12 protein-coding genes are annotated in these 18,586 nt (G+C 69.6%); 10 read left to right on the top strand and 2 right to left on the bottom strand.

Going from position 1 to position 18,586, the window contains the following annotated elements:
- Window positions 1–10: 10 nt before the first annotated feature.
- Window positions 11–448, bottom strand: a complete 438-nt coding sequence (locus ACG04R_RS17685; RefSeq protein ID WP_394413601.1) for a hypothetical protein — start codon at window positions 446–448, stop codon at window positions 11–13.
- Window positions 449–673: 225 nt separating this feature from the next.
- On the opposite strand from ACG04R_RS17685, the gene ACG04R_RS17680 reads away from it, so the two are divergent.
- The 10 genes from ACG04R_RS17680 (at window position 674) to ACG04R_RS17635 (ending at window position 18,024) form a co-directional block, all read left to right on the top strand.
- Window positions 674–2,017 (top strand): GH1 family beta-glucosidase, encoded by a 1,344-nt coding sequence (locus ACG04R_RS17680; RefSeq protein ID WP_394413598.1) that lies wholly within the window; start codon window positions 674–676, stop codon window positions 2,015–2,017.
- Window positions 2,018–2,024: 7 nt separating this feature from the next.
- Window positions 2,025–3,032 (top strand): LacI family DNA-binding transcriptional regulator, encoded by a 1,008-nt coding sequence (locus tag ACG04R_RS17675; RefSeq protein WP_394413595.1) that lies wholly within the window; start codon window positions 2,025–2,027, stop codon window positions 3,030–3,032.
- A gap of 40 nt (window positions 3,033–3,072) precedes the next feature.
- Complete coding sequence (locus ACG04R_RS17670; RefSeq protein WP_394413592.1) at window positions 3,073–5,997, top strand: TonB-dependent receptor; 2,925 nt, start codon at window positions 3,073–3,075, stop codon at window positions 5,995–5,997.
- Window positions 5,998–6,049: 52 nt separating this feature from the next.
- Window positions 6,050–7,474, top strand: coding sequence for a glucoamylase family protein (locus tag ACG04R_RS17665; protein ID WP_394413589.1), 1,425 nt, complete (start codon window positions 6,050–6,052; stop codon window positions 7,472–7,474).
- Window positions 7,475–7,479: 5 nt separating this feature from the next.
- On the top strand, window positions 7,480–8,745 hold the full coding sequence (locus ACG04R_RS17660) for a sugar ABC transporter substrate-binding protein (RefSeq protein WP_394413587.1): 1,266 nt from the start codon (window positions 7,480–7,482) through the stop codon (window positions 8,743–8,745).
- Entirely contained in the window at window positions 8,742–9,638 is an 897-nt protein-coding gene (locus tag ACG04R_RS17655; protein ID WP_394413585.1) for a carbohydrate ABC transporter permease, read from the top strand. Before ACG04R_RS17660 ends, ACG04R_RS17655 begins: the two co-directional genes overlap by 4 nt.
- On the top strand, window positions 9,635–10,441 hold the full coding sequence (locus ACG04R_RS17650) for a carbohydrate ABC transporter permease (protein WP_394413582.1): 807 nt from the start codon (window positions 9,635–9,637) through the stop codon (window positions 10,439–10,441). The genes ACG04R_RS17655 and ACG04R_RS17650 overlap by 4 nt, the downstream gene beginning before the upstream one ends.
- A gap of 640 nt (window positions 10,442–11,081) precedes the next feature.
- Entirely contained in the window at window positions 11,082–14,039 is a 2,958-nt protein-coding gene (locus ACG04R_RS17645) for a glucosidase family protein (protein WP_394413579.1), read from the top strand.
- Window positions 14,036–14,758 carry a carboxylesterase family protein gene (locus tag ACG04R_RS17640; protein WP_394413576.1) on the top strand — a complete coding sequence of 241 codons (723 nt, stop codon included), beginning with the start codon at window positions 14,036–14,038 and terminating at the stop codon, window positions 14,756–14,758. The genes ACG04R_RS17645 and ACG04R_RS17640 overlap by 4 nt, the downstream gene beginning before the upstream one ends.
- Window positions 14,755–18,024, top strand: coding sequence for a hypothetical protein (locus ACG04R_RS17635; RefSeq protein WP_394413573.1), 3,270 nt, complete (start codon window positions 14,755–14,757; stop codon window positions 18,022–18,024). The genes ACG04R_RS17640 and ACG04R_RS17635 overlap by 4 nt, the downstream gene beginning before the upstream one ends.
- 45 nt (window positions 18,025–18,069) lie before the next feature.
- Here the strand turns inward: ACG04R_RS17635 and ACG04R_RS17630 are convergent, their stop codons facing one another.
- Entirely contained in the window at window positions 18,070–18,273 is a 204-nt protein-coding gene (locus ACG04R_RS17630; RefSeq protein ID WP_394414287.1) for a hypothetical protein, read from the bottom strand.
- Window positions 18,274–18,586: the final 313 nt, after the last annotated feature.

Here is an 18,586-nt window from a genome sequence, read left to right as displayed (position 1 = left end):
GGCGATGGGATCAGACGGCGTTGGTGTTCGCGTCGGGACTGACGTCTGGCGTCGTGGCAGGCAGCCGCGCGAGTTCGCGCACGCGCATCACGCCTCGGAAGATGAAGAAGAGGGCCAGCGCATGAAAACCGACCGACATCCAGTCCTCGAACATCACGTAGATCGCCGTGTCGACGGCGTATACCGCCAGCCCGACGAAGAAGGCCCACAGCTTGCCGCGCTGCGCGTGCAGTCCCATGAAGAAATAGAAGCCAACCGTGATGGCGATGCCGGCGATTGCGAGCGCAGGCTTGGCGGCATAGAAGGCGCTGGCCAGCGTCGTCATGGCCAGACCCAGCACGAAGTTGGTCTCACTGCCGGAGATGAACATCGCTGCGTTGACGAGCGAGAGCCCGGCGATCCACCAGAACCAGCGCGCTGCGGATCGAATGATGGGGTCTTGGTTCATGTGTCGTGCCCTCCCTGATGTTTTTGGCGGGGCGCACGATAGCAGCGGATAACGGGACGTCGGGTTGGTAGTTGCCAGCGCTGTCCTGTTGTCGTCGCGCATCGCTTGGGCCTTGTTTTCGGATGCGGGGTAAACACGCTGTTGACGCGATCAAGCCGCGCCGACAAAATGTCGTGTAAACGTTTACATGACAGCCGGCAGGCGCAAGCCCAGCCGGTCCGACGGATGAGACAACCGTTCCCGCCTGGCTTCCTTTGGGGCTGCGCGACCTCTGCCTACCAGATCGAAGGCTCGCCGCTGGCCGATGGCGCCGGCGTCAGCAACTGGCATCGTTTCGTGCGCACGCCGGGCCGTGTGCTGGGCGGCGACACGGGCGATGTCGCCTGCGACCACTACCGCCGCATGAAGGACGACGTCGCGCTGATGCGCGAGCTGGGCCTCACGGCCTACCGCTTCAGCATCGCGTGGAACCGCGTCATGCCCGATGGCCGGGGCCGCGTGAACGCAGCCGGCCTGGGCTTCTACGAGCGCCTCGTCGACGAGCTGCTGGCCGCCGGCATCACGCCGATGGCGACCCTGCACCACTGGGACCTGCCTGCCGCGCTGGATGACCGCGGTGGCTGGCTCAACCCCGACATGCCCGGCTGGTTCGCCGACTACGCGCAGGTCTGCTTCAAGGCGCTGGACGACCGCGTGCCGATGTGGACGACGCTCAACGAGCCCTGGGTCGTGGCCGACGGCGGCTACATGCACGGTGCGCTGGCGCCCGGCCACAAGAGCGCCTACGAGGCGGCCATCGTGGCCCACCGGCTGATGCAGTCGCATGCCAGTGTCGTGCAGGCCTACCGCGCGGTGGGGCGCAACAAGATCGGCCTCGTCGTCAACATCGAGCCCAAGCACCTGCCACCGGATGCGACGGACGCCGACCGCCACGCCGCGAAGCTGGCCGATGCCTACATGAACCGGCAGTACCTCGACCCGGCCCTGCTCGGCAGCTACCCCGAGGAGCTGCGCGAGGTGTTCGGCGAGGCCTGGCCCGACTGGCCGGCGGCCGAGGTCGAGGCGCTCAAGGTCCCCATCGACTTCCTGGGCCTGAACTACTACACGCGCGCCGTCGTGCGCCACGACGCCAAGGCCTGGCCCGTGCCGGCCGCGCCGCAGCGCCAGCCGGGCGGCATCTATACCGAGACGGGCTGGGAGCTGCACCCGCAAAGCCTGGCCGACACGCTGGTCTGGATGCACGAACGCTACGGCGGCCTGCCGCTGTACGTCACCGAGAACGGCGCCGCCTTCTACGACCCGCCGGCCGCGATCGATGGCCGCGTCGACGACCCGCTGCGCGTGCACTACCTGCGCACCCACATCGCCGCCGTGCAGGACGCGATCTCGCGCGGCGCCGACGTGCGCGGCTACTGCGCCTGGTCGCTGTTCGACAACCTGGAGTGGGCGCTGGGCTTCGCCAAACGCTTCGGTCTGGTGCATGTCAACTTCCAGACACAGCAGCGCACGCCCAAGGCCAGCGCGCGCTTCTATGCTGAGGTCATCGCTGCGCACGGCAGCAACCTCTGACCCACCCATGACGATCACTCCCGCCACGATCAAGGATGTCGCCCGCGTTGCTGGCGTGTCGGTAGCCACCGTCTCGCGCGCGCTCAACGGCGCCGAGAACGTGCTGCCCCACACCCGCCAGCGCATCGTCGACGTGGCGCGCGAGCTGCGCTACTCGCCCTCGGGCGCCGCGCGCAGCCTCATCACGCGCCGCACCGACACCATCGGCGCGCTGCTGCCCGACCTGCACGGCGAGTTCTTCTCCGAACTCATCCGCGGCATCGACCAGGCGGCGCGCGCGCGCGGCCTGCACCTGCTGCTGTCCAGCTCGCACGACGACGCCGACGAGGCCGCCGCCGCGCTGCGCGCGATGAACGGCCGCGTGGACGGCCTGGTCGTCATGTCGCCGCATGCGGACGACGACTTCCTGTCGCAGAACCTGCCGCCCGCGCTGCCCGCCGTGCTGCTGAACTCGGGCGTGCGCCAGCCCACGCAGCGCGTCTTCGCCATCGACAACTTCGGCGGCGCGCGCGCGATGACGGAGCACCTCGTGCGCACCGGCCGCCGCCGCCTCGCCTTCCTCGGCGGCCCGGCCGCCAACTTCGAAGCCCGCGAGCGCGAGCGCGGCTACCGCGCCGGCTTGCCCGCGGGCACGCAGCCCTGGCTGCTGGAAGGCGACTTCTCCGAGGCCGGCGGCGAACGCGCCGGCGCGCAGCTGCTCGCCTTGCCCGCGGCCGAGCGCCCCGATGCCGTCTTCGCCGCCAACGACATCATGGCCGTCGGCCTGCTCGGCACGCTGGTTGCCGGCGGCGTGCGCGTGCCCGACGACATCGCGCTGGCCGGCTTCGACGACATCCCCATCTCGCGCTACGTCAGCCCCGCGCTGACGACGATGCGCGTGCCCATCGCGGACCTGGGCGAGCAGGCCCTCGACGCGCTGGCCGACGCGCTGGAGAGCAACGCCACCGACGCCAGCACCACCGTCATGCCGGTGCAGCTGATCGTGCGCCGCTCCTGCGGCGCCGGCAGAACCTAAATTCCCGTCCGAGACCACAGACAACACAGGAGACATGGACATGAGCAGAGCCCCGAATCGCACGCCCTGGCGTCACCACGCATTGGCGACGGCCGTCTTCTTCGCGCTGGCCGGCGCCGCCCAGGCGCAGTCTTCCAACGCCACCGTGCGCGGCACCATCACCGCGGCCGGTGCCACGGCGCCCGCGGGCACCGACGTCGTCGCCGTCAACAAGGCCAACGGCAACACCTACCGCACCAAGACGCTGGCCGACGGCAGCTACGTGCTGGTGGGGCTGAACCCCGGCAGCTACGAGATCCGTGTGGGCGGCGCCAGCAGCGGCAGCCTCGTCACGCTGTCGGTGGGCCAGAACGCCACGCTGGACCTGGCGAGCGCCAACGCCCAGCTCGGCACCGTCGTCATCCAGGGCAGCGCGCAGCGCCAGGGCGTCATCGACTCGCAGGTCGGTACCACCGTGTCGAACAAGATGATCGAGGCCATCCCGCAGGCCACGCGCAACTTCCTGTCGGCTGCGGACTTCGCACCCGGCGTGCGCTTCGACACTGACCCCAGCGGCAACACGCGGCTGCGTGGCGGCTCGCAGAACATGGATAACGTCAACGTCTTCATCGACGGTGTCGGCCGCAAGAACAACATCCTGCGCGGCGGCGTCGGCGGCCAGGACACCAGCCAGGGCAACCCCTTCCCGCAGACGGCCATCGCCGAGTACCGCGTGCTGACGCAGAACTACAAGGCCGAGTACGACCAGGTGTCCAGCGTGGCCATCACCGCAGTCACCAAATCGGGCGGAAATGAAACGCATGGAAACGTTTACGCCAACCGCACGGGTAGCAACTGGACGTCGCTGAGCCCCATCCAGAAAGAGGACCAGGCCAATGGCGTTGCCGCGCCGTCGTACCAGCAGGTCGAGGCTGGCTTCAGCATTGGCGGTGCGATCAAGCCCGACACGCTGCACTACTTCCTGGCCTACGACGGCAAGACCATCGACAAGCCCAAGCAGCTGACGGCGCAGAACCTGGACAAGTACCCGGGCAGCCCCGGCGTCATCCCGTCGCTCGCGGCGCAGCAGATCGGCTTCCGCAACAAGTTCAAGGAGCACCTGCTGTTCGGCAAGCTGTCCGCCGAGATCGACGACCGCCAGCGGCTGGATCTGTCCGTGACGCTGCGCAAGGAAACCAGCTACGCCGTCGACGGCGACCACACGAGCGCGACGACGGCGATCAACAACAACAACAACGAGTACCGCGTCGACCTGACGCATGAATACACGGGCGACCGCTGGCTCAACGAGGCCCGCGTCGGCCTGGAGCGCGCGCAGTGGAACCCGCAGTCGGACTCGACCGACCCGTTGGTGCACTACAAGTACTCGCCGACCAACAACCTGAACAACGTCCAGGACATCTTCTTCACCGGCGGCTCGCCCAACGCACAGGACCGCCGCCAGAGCGGCGCCTACTTCAAGGACGACCTGACCTACACCGGCGTTGCCGGCCATGTCTTCAAGGGCGGCTTCCAGCTGAAGGCGATGAAGTACGAGCTGGGTGGCACGGCCTTCCGCGTGCCGACCATCGACACCGTCGTCAACACGACGACGGGCCAGGCCTACTTCAGTGGCCTGACCTGCACCGGCACCAACGTCGCCAGCGACGGCCTGAGCAGCGACCAGTGCCGCATCACGCCGGCCGCTCCGTCGGCGGCGGTCAACCTCAGGAACAACCAGTACGGCCTCTACTTCCAGGACGACTGGAAGTTGACGAAGCAGCTGGAGCTCAACCTCGGTGCCCGCTGGGACTACGAGGACAACATGCTCAACAACGACTACGTGACGCCGGCCGACCGCGTCGCTGCGCTACGCGGGCTGGACGGCCGCACCGTCGCCGGCATCACCGCACCGGCCGGCCAGACCTACGCGCAATCGCTGGCCAAGGGCGGCATCAACATCGAGGACTACATCTCCACCGGCAACTCGCGCAAGGCCTACAAGGGCGCGCTGGCGCCGCGCCTGGGCGCGTCCTACGACGTGTGGGGCGACAAGGAAACGGTGGTCTACGGCGGCTGGGGCCGCAGCTACGACCGCAAGATGGCCAACAACGCGCTGGACGAGTCGCAGAAGAACGCCCAGGCCGGCGGCGAGATCTGGCTGATCAAGAACAAGTTCAAGATGCCGTTCGCCGACCAGTTCAGCCTGGGCGTGCGCCAGGCGATCGGGTCGTGGAACGCGGACATCGCGGTGTCCAGCATCCACGCCAAGAACCAGTTCACCTGGTTCGGCGGCAATCGCGATCCCAATGGCGGCTACGGCACGCAGAGTTCCATCGACCCGCTGTGGGGCGGGCCGAACGGCTTCGGCACGCTGGTGCTGGGCGACTTCGTCGGCGAGACCAAGTCCAGCAGCCTGTACGTGTCGCTGGACAAGCCCTATACGCCGGCCAGCGGCTGGAGCATGACGGTGGCCTACACCTACATGAACGCCAAGACCAAGGACCGTGATTGGAACGACGCCGACGTGTTCGACTGGACCTACGGCAAGTCCACCCACGGCTGGAACCCCAACAAGGACACCGAGAAGCACCGCCTGGTCGTCGGCGGCCTGATCGACAAGCTGCCCTGGGGCCTGGCGCTGTCTGGCAAGTTCACCTACGGCAGCGGCAACCCGCGCCAGGTCACGGACTGCCACCTGGGCTGGGACCAGTGCCGCTACCTCGAGGCGGACTCCGATTCGTTCAAGCAACTCGACGCGGCGCTGTCCAAGAACTTCAAGGTCTACGGTGGCGACCTCCAGGTGCGGCTGGACGTGCTGAACCTGTTCAATACGGCCAACTGGGGCTACTACAACGACTGGGGCGGCGGCCCGACGTCGACCCCGTCCAACGCCATTGGCGGCGACAACCCCGACCTGGGCAAGCGCACCGGCGTGCGCGGACCGATGCGCCAGTTCAAGCTCGGCGTGAACTACGTGTTCTGACCGTTGTCCCTCAGGGAGCCGGCGTGCGCCGGCTCCCACAATCACTCCCATCATGGACCTGCTGACCCGACGCGCCCTGCTCACGCATGGCGCCGGCCTGGCGCTGGCCGGCACGCTGCCGGCCTGGGCGGACGCTCCCGCGCCCGCCGCCGCCGAGGCCTTCCTTGCCGACCTCGAACGCCGCACCTTCGACTTCTTCTGGGAGACGACCAACGCGAAGACTGGCCTTGCGCCTGACCGCTGGCCCACGCCGTCCTTCGCGAGCATCGCGGCCGTGGGCTTTGCGCTCAGCGCCTATCCCGTCGGCGTGGCGCGCGGCTACATCACGCGCACGCAGGCGCGTGACCGCACGCTGACGACGCTGCGCTACCTTGCCAACCTGCCGCAAGGCCCGGGCAAGACCGGCGTGGCTGGCTACAAGGGCTTCTTCTATCACTTCCTCGACATGAAGACGGGGCTGCGCTTCGAGCGCTGCGAGCTGTCCACGGTCGATACCGCGCTGCTGCTGATGGGCGCGCTGCACGCGCAAAGCTTCTTCGACGCCGACCAGCCCGAGGAGGCCAGCATCCGCAGCCTCGTCGACGAGCTCTACGGCCGCGTCGACTGGGCCTGGGCCCAGGTGCGGCCGCCGTCCATCAGCCACGGCTGGACGCCGGAGGCGGGCTTCATCCCGAGCGACTGGAAGGGCTACAACGAGGCCATGATGGTCTACCTGCTCGCGCTGGGCTCGCCCACGCGGCCGGTCAAGCCCGAGGCCTACGGTGCGTGGCTCAGCACCTACGACCAGCACAGCTGGGGCGAGAGCTACGGCCAGACGCTGCTGCGCTTCCCGCCGCTGTTCGGCCATCAGTTCACGCATTGCTGGGTGGACTTTCGCGGCATCCGCGACGCCTACATGCGCGACAAGGGCTTCGACTACTTCGAGAACTCGCGCCGTGCGACCTACGCGCAGCAGGCCTACGCCAAGGCCAACCCGCTGGGCTGGCGGGGCTACAGCGACGAGGTCTGGGGCGTCAGCGCCAGCGACGGCCCGGCCGACGTCACGCTGCCGTACACGACGACGGCGGGCAAGACCGAGCCGCGCCGCTTCATCAGCTACGCCGGCCGCGGCATGGGCCTGTACGACGACGGCACGCTGGCGCCCTACGCGGCCGGCAGCTCCATCGCCTTCGCGCCGGAGATCGTCGTCCCTGCGCTGATGGCCATCAAGCAGCGCTACCCGCACACCTGGGGCCGCTACGGTTTCTGGGACTCGTTCAATCCCAGCTTCAACTATCCCGACGTGAAGCCTCAGCACGGCCGCATCGAGCCGGGCAAGGGCTGGGTGGATACCGACATGCTGGGCATCGACCAGGGCCCGCTGCTGGCGATGATGGGCAACCATCGCGGTGAGCTGATCTGGCGCGTGATGCGCAAGAACGCCCACCTCGTGCGGGGGCTGAAGCGGGCCGGGTTCACCGGGGGCTGGCTGGGCTGATGACGATGCGCCGCCGCGATCTGCTCACGGCCGCGGGCGCTGCCGCCCTGGCGGGCTGCGCGCGCGACGCCGACAAGACGTTGCGCTTCTGGGCGATGGGCCGCGAGAGCGAGGTCGTCGCCGAGCTGATGCCGGCCTTCGAGCGCGAGCATCCTGGGGTGCGCGTGAAGGTGGAGCAGTTGCCGTGGACGGCTGCGCACGAGAAGCTGCTGACCGCCTTCGCCGGCGATGCCACCCCCGACCTCGCCCAGGTCGGCAACACCTGGCTGCCGGAGATGCAGGCGCTCGGCGCGCTGGAGCCGCTCGACCCCTGGCTGGCGCGCACACCGGCGCTGGCCGCGGCCGATTACTTCGACGGCATCTGGGCGACGAACGCGCCGGGCGGCCAGCGCGTGGGCCTGCCCTGGTACGTCGACACGCGGCTGATGTTCGTGCGACAGGATCTGCTGGCCAGGGCCGGCGTGAAGGACATGCCGCGCGACTGGGAGGCCTGGCGCGAGGCGCTGGCCCGCTTGCGCCGGCATGGCGTGGACAAGCCCATCCTGCTGCCCACCAACGAATCCGCGCCGTTGCTGGCGCTGGCGCTGCAGCAGCCGGGCGAGGTGCTGCGGGACGGTGGCCGCTACGGCAACTTCTCGGCGCCGGGGTTCCGCACCGCCCTGGGCTTCTATCTGGAGCGCTTCCAGCGCGGCGAGGCGCCCGCGGCCAGCGAGGTGCAGATCGGCAACCTCTGGCAGGAGTTCGGCCGCGGCAGCTTTGCGTTCTACCTGTCGGGGCCGTGGGACATTGGCGAGTTCAAGCGCCGGCTGCCGCCCGAACTGGCCGATGCGTGGATCACCGCGGAGCTGCCCGGTCCGACCGGGCTGGGCACGTCCACCGCCGGCGGCGCCAGCCTCGCGGTGTTCAAGCGCTCGCGTCACAAGCCCGAGGCCTGGGCCCTCATCAGCTACCTGAGCCGGCCCGATGTGCAGCTGGAGTTCTATCGCCTGACCGGCGACCTGCCGGCACGGCGCAGCGCGTGGGCGCTGCCGCTGAACGGCGCGACGCTGGCCGAGGACCGCCACGCCGCCGCCTTCCACCGCCAACTGCAACGTGTGCGCGCGGCGCCGGCCGTGCCTGAGTGGGAGCGCATCGAGAAGGAGATGCAGCTGGCCGCCACACGTGCCGTGCATGGCGTGACGGACCTCGACACGACGGTGCGGGAACTGGATGCGCTCGTCGACGGCATCCTGGAGAAGCGGCGCTGGATGCTGGATCGGGCCGTGGCATGAGAAGCGTGCGTCGCGAATCTCTCGCCGCCTGGGCCTTCGCCGCCCCGGCCCTCATCGTCATCGCGCTGTTCTTCGGCGTGCCGGTCTTTGCCGGCCTCGCCCTGAGCCTGACCGACTTCGACATCTATGCGCTGGCGGACCTGCGCAACCTGCGCTGGCAGGGATGGGACAACTACGTCCATGTGCTGACGCTGCCGCTGTTCTGGAAGGCGCTGGGCAACACGGCCTACTTCGTCGCCTTCGGCGTGCCGCTGTCCATCGGCCTGTCGCTCGCGGCGGCGGTGCTGCTGCAGTCCAAGCTCGTGCGCTTCAAACCCCTGCTGCGCACGGCGCTGTTCGCGCCTGTCGTCACCACGCTGGTGGCCGTGGCCGTGATCTGGCGCTACCTCTTCCACGTGAAGTACGGCCTCGTGAATTACACGCTGCAGTCCTTCGGTGTCGACCCCGTCGACTGGCTGGGTGATCCGCACTGGTCGATGCCGACCATCATCGGCTTCGCCGCGTGGAAGAACTTCGGCGGCAACATGATCATCTTCATCGCCGCGCTGCAGGCGGTGCCGCACGACCTGTACGAGGCCGCGCGGCTGGACGGCGCGAAGTCCTGGGCGCAGTTCCGGTTCATCACGCTGCCCGGCATCGCGCCGACGCTGCTGATGGTGGCCATCCTGACGACGGCCGGCTACTTCCAGCTCTTTGCCGAGCCTTATGTGATGACGCAGGGCGGCCCGCTGCAGAGCACGGTCAGCGTGCTGTACCTGATGTACGAGGAAGGCTTCAAGTGGTGGAACCTGGGCCTGGCCTCGGCCGTGGCCTTTGTGCTGTTCGTCATCATCGTCGTCGTCAGCAAGGGACTCATCGCGCTGCAGCGGCGCTGGACGGGGGAGGGCGCGTGAAGCGGATCGTCGTCAACGCGCTGCTGTGGGCCTTCGCGGGCCTGGCGGTGTTCCCGCTCGTGTGGATGGTGTGCGTGTCGCTGATGCCCGCGGGAAGCGCCTCCAGCCTGCCACCGCCGCTGATGCCCATGCACCCGACTCTCGACCACTACCGCGCGCTGCTGGGCGACGGCGGGCTCAAGCGCGCCTTCGTCAACAGCCTGGGGCTGGCGGTGGTCAGCACCTTCGTGTCGGTGAGCTTCAACACGCTGGCCGGCTACGCGTTCGCCAAGCTGCGCTTCCGCCACCGCGAGCGCGTGTTCGGGCTGCTGATCGCGGCGCTGGTCATCCCAGGGCAGGTGGCGATGCTGCCGCTGTTCCTGATGCTCAAGGGCATGGGCCTCGTGAACACGTGGATGGGCGTGCTGATTCCCAGCATGGCCGGCATCTTCGGCATCTTCCTCGTGCGGCAGTACACGCGGGGCGTTCCCGACGAACTACTGGAAGCTGCGCGGCTGGACGGCGCGAACGAATGGCGCATCTTCTGGAACATCGTGCTGCCGACGTTGAAGCCGGTGCTGGTCACGCTGGCGGTGTTCGCCTTTCTAGGAAGCTGGAACGATTTCATGTGGCCGTTGATCGTGCTGACCGATGGCGACATGCACACGCTGCCGGTCGCTCTTGCCGCGCTGTCGCGGGAGCATGTGAACGACAGCGAGCTGATGATGGCGGGGGCGGTCATCACGGTGCTGCCGGTCTTGTTGTTGTTCGTGGCGCTGCAGAGGTATTACATGCAGGGGTTGTTGATGGGGAGCGTGAAGTGATCGCTTCTTCGCCGCATCTGTGCTTTGGCTTGCTGGCCAGGCCCAGCCGGGAATTCGCCCCGGCGGTCGACCTTCTTTTTGAGCGACCAAAAAGAAGGCAAAAAGTCGCCCCTGCTCCGTCGCCCCTCGCTATGCGAGGGGTTCCCTGCGATGCTCGAACGACGAGGCCCGCGCGGAACTCGCTTCGCTACGCTGCCCTCAGACAGCCGCGCGAAGTCAGTCCACGAAGCGCGCTGCGCGCGCGCCTCGCCGTCCTGCGCTTCTCGGCTCCTCCAAAGGGGTGTGAAGGAACAGCCGAACAGCCAACAGCCAAACCCCGAAGCCGGCTGGCGCCGGCTGTTCGGGTTGCCCCCTTTAGCACCGCCGAGGAACGGAAGGTCTTGAAGCCGCGTGCGCAGCACGCTTCAACGTCTAACTCCGCGCAGCTGTTCGAGCAGAGCGTAGCGGCGCGAGTTCTGCGCGGGGCTTCAAGGCCTGAGTACCGCAGGGAACCCGCAGCTTCGCTGCGGGCGGTGCGGTCGGGTGGAGCTCTTTGCCTACTTTCTGGCGGTCCAGAAAACCGAAGGTTTCGGCGAAGCCAAAGTAGGTCGCCCGCCGGGGCGAATTCCCGGCACCACGCGTTGCGCAAAGGAGGTGCAACGTGAGACATCTCCTCCTCACGCTGCTGGCATTCGTCCAACTGGCGAGCGCCGCCGTCCTCGACGACATGAAGGACTCCGCCCCCTGGAAGGCCACCGCCTCCGACCAGGTCAAGGCCAGCGTGCGCCGCGACGCCCAGGATGACAGCCTCTGCCTGGACTACGACTTTGCCGGTGTCTCCGGCTATGCCGTGCTGCGCCGTGAGCTGCCGCTGGACTGGCCCGCCGACTTCGCGCTGACTGCCCAGCTCAAAGGCAAGGGCGGCGCCAACGACGTGCAGATCAAGTTCGTCGACGCGAGCGGCGACAACGTCTGGTGGATCAACCGCCCGGCGATGCCGTTGCCCGACACGCTGACGGACCAGACCTTCAAGCGGCGCCACATCGCTTTCGCCTGGGGGCCGACGCCGGACCGCACGCTGAAGCGAAGCCAGTTCGTCGAATTCGTCGTCGTCGCCGGCCAGCAGGGTGGCGGAGCGGGCACGCTTTGCGTCGGTGCGCTGGGCCTGGAGCCGCGCGAGCCTGCACCCAAGGCCTGGTCCGAGCCCAAGCGCACGCGCGGCGCGGCCGAGTTCACGCTGGACTTCCAGACGCTGCGGGAGTTCAACGGGCTGTGGTTCGCCAGCGGCACGCCCGTTCGCGTGGAGGTGTCGGACGATAACCGGCGCTGGAAGCTGCTGTCGGCCCGCCCTGGCCGCGCGATGTTCCTGGGTGAGCAGGAATGGCGCTGGCTGCGCGTGCGCTACGAGGGCAAAAAGCCGCCCGAGGTCGAGCTGCGAGACGCGACCCAATGGCCGGACCGCAATGCGGCCGTCGCCGAGGTGGCCCGTTCGCTGCCGCGGGGCGAGTTGCCGCGCGCCTTCGTCGGCGAACAGAACTACTGGACGGTCGTCGGCGTGGACGGCGGCGCGCAGCGCTCCGGCCTCGTCAGCGAAGACGGCGCCATCGAGCTGACGCGCGGCGGCCCCAGCATCGAACCCTCCGTAAGGCTGGCCGACGGCCGCCTCGTCACCTGGGCGCAGGTGCGTGCCGAGCACAGCCTCGTCGAACATGCGATGCCCGTCGTGCAATGGCGGCACGCGGACGTGGAGCTACGTGTCGAAGCCGGTGCCGACGGCCCCGCCAAGGACCCGAAGCTGCTGGCGCGCTACACGCTGCGCAACCCGACGAGCAAGCCGCAGCATTACTCGCTGCTGCTGGCGCTGCGGCCCTGGCAGGTCAACCCGCCGCAGCAGTTCTTGTCGACACAGGGCGGCATCAGCACGCTGCCGTCTCTCACGTGGGCCGACGGCAGCCTCACCACGCCAGGCCTGCGCATCACGCCGCGCGAGAAGCCCGCCGAGGTCCGCGCCGCGCCGTGGAGCGCCGGCCCCGGCCTGGCGACGCTGCTGGAGGCGCCGCCGCTCACGCATCTGGTCGACGCCGACACCCTGCCGTCCGCGCTGCTGCGCTTCGACGTGGACCTCGCGCCCGGCGAGTCTCACAGCATCGGCTGGGTGAGCGGTAACGGCGACGCCGCCGCGCTCGACACGCGCCTGGCCGTCGCCGCCGCGCAGTGGCGTGACCGCCTCGGCGCGCTGGAGCTGCAGCTGCCGCCGCAGGCCCAGCCGGTCGTCGACACGATGCGCAGCGCGCTCGCGCAGATCCTCATGTCGCGCGACGGCCCCGCGCTGCGCCCCGGCACGCGGTCCTACGCCCGCTCGTGGATTCGCGACGGCGCCATGATGGTGGCCGGCCTCGTGCGCATGGGCGAGTCGAAAGCCGCGCAGGAGTTCGTCGACTGGTTCGGCGGCTACATCTTCGACAGCGGCAAGGTGCCATGCTGCGTGGACCAGCGCGGCGCCGATCCGGTCGTCGAGAACGACAGCCACGGCCAGTACCTGTTCGCCGTCGCCGAGCTCTGGCGCCACACCCAGGACCGCGAGCTGCTGCAGCGCCACTGGCCCAAGGTGCAGAAGGTGGTCGCGTGGATGGAGGCGCTGCGCCAGAGCGAACGCAAGCCCGACGCCGACCCGCGTTTCAAGGGAATGATGCCGCCGTCCATCAGCCACGAGGGCTACAGCGACAAGCCGGCCTATTCGTACTGGGACGACTTCTGGGCGCTGCGCGGATACAAGGACGCCGTGCAGATCGCGCAGGCGCTGGGCGACACCGCCGTCGCCTCGCGCTGGGCCACGTCCCGCGACGAGTTCGAGGCCGATCTCGTGGCATCCATCACCGCGACGGCTCAGCATTACAAGCTCGATCACATCGCCGGCGCGGCCGACCGCGGCGACTTCGATGCCACGTCCACGACGATGGCGCTGAACCCCGCACAGGCTGAGGGCAAGCTGCCGCCCGAGCTGCTGCGCGGCACCTTCGACCGCTACGTGGCCGAGGCCGACGCGCGCATCCAGGGCCGAAAGGCCTGGAAGGACTACACGCCCTACGAGCTGCGCAACGTCAGCGCGCTGGTGCGGCTGGGCCGCGTGGACGACGCGCACCGGCTGCTGGCCTGGTTCCTGACGCACCGGCTGCCGGCCGGCTGGAACCAGTGGGCCGAGGTCGTGCTGCCCGACGTGCGTCAGGTGCAGTTCCGTGGCGACATGCCGCACGCGTGGATCTCGTCGGACTACCTGCGTGCTGCGCTGGACTTGCTGGCCTACGAACGCGAATCGACAGGCACCGTCGTGCTGGCCGCGGGCGTGCCCGCTGCCTGGCGCACGGCCGGCGACATCGGCGTGACCGGCCTGTCCACCGCCTGGGGCCGGCTGGACTACCGCCTGCTGAAGCGCGACAGCGGCTGGACGCTGCAGATCGACCGTCGCCCCGAGCGCCTGCCTGGTGAGTTGCGCCTGGCCTGGCCCGGCGACGGCCCGCTGCCGCGCGCTAACGTCGAGACCCAGCAGCTGGTCTGGCAGGGGCGCGAACTGCCGCTGCCAGCCGGCGCCACGACCGTGCAACTGGAGACCCTGCCATGACGATGAACCGCCGCGACTGTCTGCTGGCGACGCCGGCCCTGCTGAGCGCCTGCGCCTCCCCACCGTCCACCGTCCCCGATGCCTTGGCCGTCGGCGAGCAGCGCGCCTGGACGCTGGCCGGCGAGCGCTTCTGGATCTGGCTGCCGCCCGGGTACACGCAGACCTCCGCGCGCTGGCCGCTGGTGGTCTTCCTGCACGGCTCCGGCGAGCGCGGCACCGACCTCGCCAAGGTCAAGGTCCACGGCCCGCCGAAGCTGGTGGCACAGGGCCAGGCCTGGCCCGCCGTGCTCGTCAGCCCGCAATGCGAGGACGGCGCGCACTGGGAGCCCGAACGGCTGCACCGGCTGCTGGGCGCGCTGAAGGCCCGGCTGAACGTCGACCCGCACCGCTGCACGGGCACGGGCCTGTCGATGGGCGGCTTCGGCGTGTGGAACTGGGCCACGGCCTATCCGCGCGACCTCGCGGCCATCGCGCCGGTCTGTGGCTATGGCGACCCGGCCAAGGTGGCTGCGATGCGCGGCGTGCCGGTGCGGGCCTATCACGGCGACGCCGACCCCGTCGTGCCTGTCGCACCGCACGTGGCCTGCGTCGAGGCGCTGCGCGCCGCGGGCGGCACCGCCTCGCTGACCCTCTACCCCGGCGTGGGCCACGACTCGTGGACGGCCGCCTACAACGACCCCGAACTGCTGCCGTGGCTGTTGGCGCAGAAGCAAACATGACTCCGCACCTGATCCGCAACCAGGCCGGCCTCGAAGCCGAGCTGCTCTCCCACGGCGCGCTGCGCCGGCTGCTGCTCGCGCCGGGCCTGATGCTCAACCTCTTCCCCGGCAACGAGCTCGAAGGCGGGCCGGCCAACGTCTGGCTGCGCCGGCGCGACACGGGTGGCAGTTGGCAGGCCGTGCCGCTGCTGGGCCCGCAGTCGCCGCTGCAGGTGCATGCGGACGAAGGCGGCTTCGAGATGCGCGGCAGCTGGGCCGGCCTGGCGCTGCGCCTGCAGCTGCGCCTGGCCGCGGACGAGGCCACGCTGTTCTGGCATCTGCTGGCCGAGAACCGCAGCGGCGCGGCTTGCGAGATCGCGCCCGTGCTCGTGCACGACGTGGGCCTGGCCGACTACGGCGCCGTGCGCACCAACGAGTTCTACGTCAGCCACTACATCGACCTGCAGCCGCTGCACGACGCTAACCACGGCGTGCTGCTGGCCGCGCGTCAGAACCAGGCACAGCGCGGCCGGCACCCGTGGCTGCTGGCCGGCTCGCTGCGCCGCGCCGAAAGCTTCGCGACGGACGCCGCGCAGGTCTGGGGCCACGCGGCCCGCGAGGGTCTGGCGCCACCGGCCATCGCCGCCGGCCTGCCGGGCCAGCGGCTACAGCAGGAGCATGCCGTCGTCGCGCTGCAGGACGAAGCCGTCACGCTCGCGCCCGGCGACAGCGTTGCCGCCGGTTTCTTCCTGGCCGTGCAGGCTCACCATCCCGAGGCCAGCAGCGATGCCGACCTCGCCCGCGTGCCGGCCTTGCTGGCGCTGCCCGAGGCGCAGCCCGCCGGGCCGCTGGATGTGCCGGGCCTACGGCCTGCGGCCAGCCTGTTCGCCACCGCGCCGCAGCTGGCCAGCCGCGATCTCGAGTTCTCCGACGGGTTGCGCCACACCGAGTGGCAGGGCAGCCGGCTGCTGAGCTTCTTCAGGGAAGACGCCAGTCACGTCGTGCTGCGCGCCAAGGAGCTGCTGGTGCAGCGCCCGCACGGCCACATCCTGCGCAGCGGTGACCACCTCGTGCCCGACGAGGGCGCGCTGACGTCCACCTGCTGGATGGGCGGCGTCTTCCATTCCATGCTGACGCAGGGCCATGTCAGCATCAACCGGCTGCTGGCCACGCAGCGCAGCCTGCTGGGCCTGTTCCGCACGGCCGGGCTGCGCGTGTTCGTGCGGCCCGCGTCCGGCGGCGACTGGCAGCTGCTGGGGCTGCCGTCCGCCTTCGAGATGCGGCCGCAGCGCTGCCGCTGGCTCTACGCGCATGCGGGCGGCCTCATCGAGGTCGTGGCGGACGCCGGCGCGGTGCCCGACGAAATGGGCTTCGCGCTGCGCGTGCTGGACGGCACCCCGCTGCGCGTGCGCGCCAGCCTCAACCTCGCGATGGGCGGCGACGACGGTGCCGACCCGGCCCGGCCCGCCTGGGTGCACAGCGGCGACCGCCTGCGCATCACGCCGCCCGAGGGCAGCGAACTGGCCAGGCGCTTCCCCGATGGCGCCTTCGTCATCGACGCGCCGGGCCTGGCCATCGTCGGCGACGATGGCCGGCTGTTCGACGACGGCGCCAGCCGCGGCGAGCCGCTGCTGGTGCTGGACTTCGCGCCGGCGGCGGCCGTGCAGATGACGCTGCGCGGCGAGCTGCTGCGGGCCGCAGCGCCGGCACCGCAGCCGCTCGTGCTGCCGCAGTGGCAGGCCGCACACCCGTCGCTGGCGCCGCTGCGCGACATCCTGCCCTGGTACGCCCACAACGCGCTGGTGCACTACCTGTCCCCGCGCGGCCTGGAGCAGTACTCGGGCGGTGGCTGGGGCACGCGCGACGTCTGCCAGGGGCCGCTGGAGATGCTGCTTGCGCTGGGGCAGACAGCGCCCGTGCGGGACCTGCTGCTGCGCACCTTCGCCGCGCAGAACCCCGATGGCGACTGGCCGCAGTGGTTCATGTTCTTCGAGCGTGAAGCGGGCATCCGCGCGGGCGACTCGCATGGCGACATCGTGTTCTGGCCGCTGCTGGGGCTGGCGCAGTACCTCATCGCGTCGGGCGATGCGGCGCTGCTCGACGAGGTGCTGCCCTTCCATGGCGGCGAGCCGGTGACGCTGGCCGCGCATGTCGAGCAGGCCCTCGCGCTGATCCGCCGGCGCGTCGTGCCCGGCACGGGCCTGGCGGCCTACTGGCATGGCGACTGGAACGACTCGCTGCAGCCGGCGGACCCCGCGCTGCGCGAGCGTATGTGCAGCGCCTGGACCGTCACGCTGCATCACCAGACGCTGCACACGCTGGCCCGCGCGTTCGCGCAGATCGGCCGTGCCGACGAGGCCGCCGGCCTGGTCGCCGAGGCCGCCGGCGTGCGCGCTGAGTTCCAGCGCCTGCTGGTGCAGGACGACGTCGTCGCCGGGTATGCGCTGTTCCCGGAAGGGGGCGAACGCGAGCTGTGGATTCACCCGCGCGACACCCGCACCGGCCTGCGCTACAGCCTGCTGCCGATGATGCATGCCGTGCTGGACGATCTCTTCACGCCGGCCCAGGCGCTGCGCCAGGCCGAGCTGATCGAGCAGCACCTGAAGGGCCCCGACGGCGCGCGGCTGTTCGATGCACCGCTGCCCTACCGCGGTGGGCCGTCGCGCTTTTTCCAGCGCGCCGAAACCAGCACCTTCTTCGGCCGCGAGATCGGCATCATGTACATGCACGCCCACCTGCGCTACGCGCAGATGCTGGCGCACCTGGGTCACGCCGAGGCCTTCCTGCGGGCGCTGACGCTGGCCCACCCCATCGCGCTGATCGAGCGCGTGCCGAGTGCGAGCCGGCGCCAGGCCAACTGCTACTACTCCAGCTCCGATGCGGCCTTCCCCGACCGCTACGAGGCCCAGGCCCACTACGGCCGCGCGCTGGCCGGCGAGGTGACGCTGGACGGCGGCTGGCGCATCTACTCCAGCGGCCCGGGCATTGCGCTGGGCCTGGTCATCGGCTCGCTGCTGGGCCTGCGGCTGGAGCATGAGGCGCTGGTCGTCGACCCCGTCATGCCGCCGGTGCTGGACGGGCTGACGGTGCAGCTGCAGCTGGCCGACCTGCGCTTCGAGCTGACCTACCGCGTCGGCCCGCGCGGCCATGGGGTCGAGCGTGTGCGCGACGAGGCAGGGTACGAGCTGCCGGCGCAGCGCCGCCCGCATGCCTACCGCATGGGCGCGCTGGCGCTGCCGCGGCCCGCGGCGGGCGGCATCCACCGTTGGGTCATCGAGCTGGGGTAGGGGCGGTTGCCGCGATGGCAGGGGCGGGTGGTGAAGGACGTGCCTTCATGGGAGGCTCAAGTCCATGCCAAGCATCCTCGCGAGCCCGAAAGTGAGGAGCAGCAGAACCAGGAGCAGCAGCACGAAGATGACCGCCATCTTGCCGCCCATGCGTAGCAGCGCGCGCCGGTCCGTTCCCTGCTTCTCCCGGTCGTAATGCCACTTGATGGCGAAATACATGCCCGTGGCGAACACCAGGCCCTTGAACAAAACGAAACCTACAAGAACCCAATCCACTGGAGCATTCCCGGCTGTTGCTCGACGCCATCCATCTTGACCGTAAACAAGATCTGGCGATATTGGACGTTTTGACTCACTGCCTGCGTGCAGGCGTGCGGCCGCCTGAGGCCGGCTTCGAGGTGCGAGTCGATGGCCGGCGTGACGAGCGGCGGGTTACGACCCGTTACGGAACTTCAAACGATGAGGTTCGACGCCCGAGAGCCGTCCTTGGACCACGCGTATCCGAAAGAGCACAGCAGCGGCTTCGGCTTCAAAATCACTGCAAGAGGCGCTCAATTGGAGC

The sequence above is a fragment of the Pelomonas candidula genome (assembly GCF_043555985.1).
Classification (GTDB): domain Bacteria; phylum Pseudomonadota; class Gammaproteobacteria; order Burkholderiales; family Burkholderiaceae_C; genus Pelomonas; species Pelomonas candidula.
Note: the sequence above shows the minus strand (reverse complement) of the source record. Positions and strands in the feature narration are given on the sequence as shown.

What these genes read in the sequence shown, in the direction of transcription:
- ACG04R_RS17665 (WP_394413589.1), top strand. Translation starts at nt 6,050, where the DNA reads ATGGACCTGCTGACCCGACGCGCCCTGCTCACGCATGGCGCCGGCCTG.
- ACG04R_RS17660 (WP_394413587.1), top strand. Translation starts at nt 7,480, where the DNA reads ATGCGCCGCCGCGATCTGCTCACGGCCGCGGGCGCTGCCGCCCTGGCG.
- ACG04R_RS17655 (WP_394413585.1), top strand. Translation starts at nt 8,742, where the DNA reads ATGAGAAGCGTGCGTCGCGAATCTCTCGCCGCCTGGGCCTTCGCCGCC.
- ACG04R_RS17680 (WP_394413598.1), top strand. Translation starts at nt 674, where the DNA reads ATGAGACAACCGTTCCCGCCTGGCTTCCTTTGGGGCTGCGCGACCTCT.
- ACG04R_RS17685 (WP_394413601.1), bottom strand. Translation starts at nt 448, where the DNA reads ATGAACCAAGACCCCATCATTCGATCCGCAGCGCGCTGGTTCTGGTGG.
- ACG04R_RS17670 (WP_394413592.1), top strand. Translation starts at nt 3,073, where the DNA reads ATGAGCAGAGCCCCGAATCGCACGCCCTGGCGTCACCACGCATTGGCG.
- ACG04R_RS17640 (WP_394413576.1), top strand. Translation starts at nt 14,036, where the DNA reads ATGACGATGAACCGCCGCGACTGTCTGCTGGCGACGCCGGCCCTGCTG.
- ACG04R_RS17635 (WP_394413573.1), top strand. Translation starts at nt 14,755, where the DNA reads ATGACTCCGCACCTGATCCGCAACCAGGCCGGCCTCGAAGCCGAGCTG.
- ACG04R_RS17675 (WP_394413595.1), top strand. Translation starts at nt 2,025, where the DNA reads ATGACGATCACTCCCGCCACGATCAAGGATGTCGCCCGCGTTGCTGGC.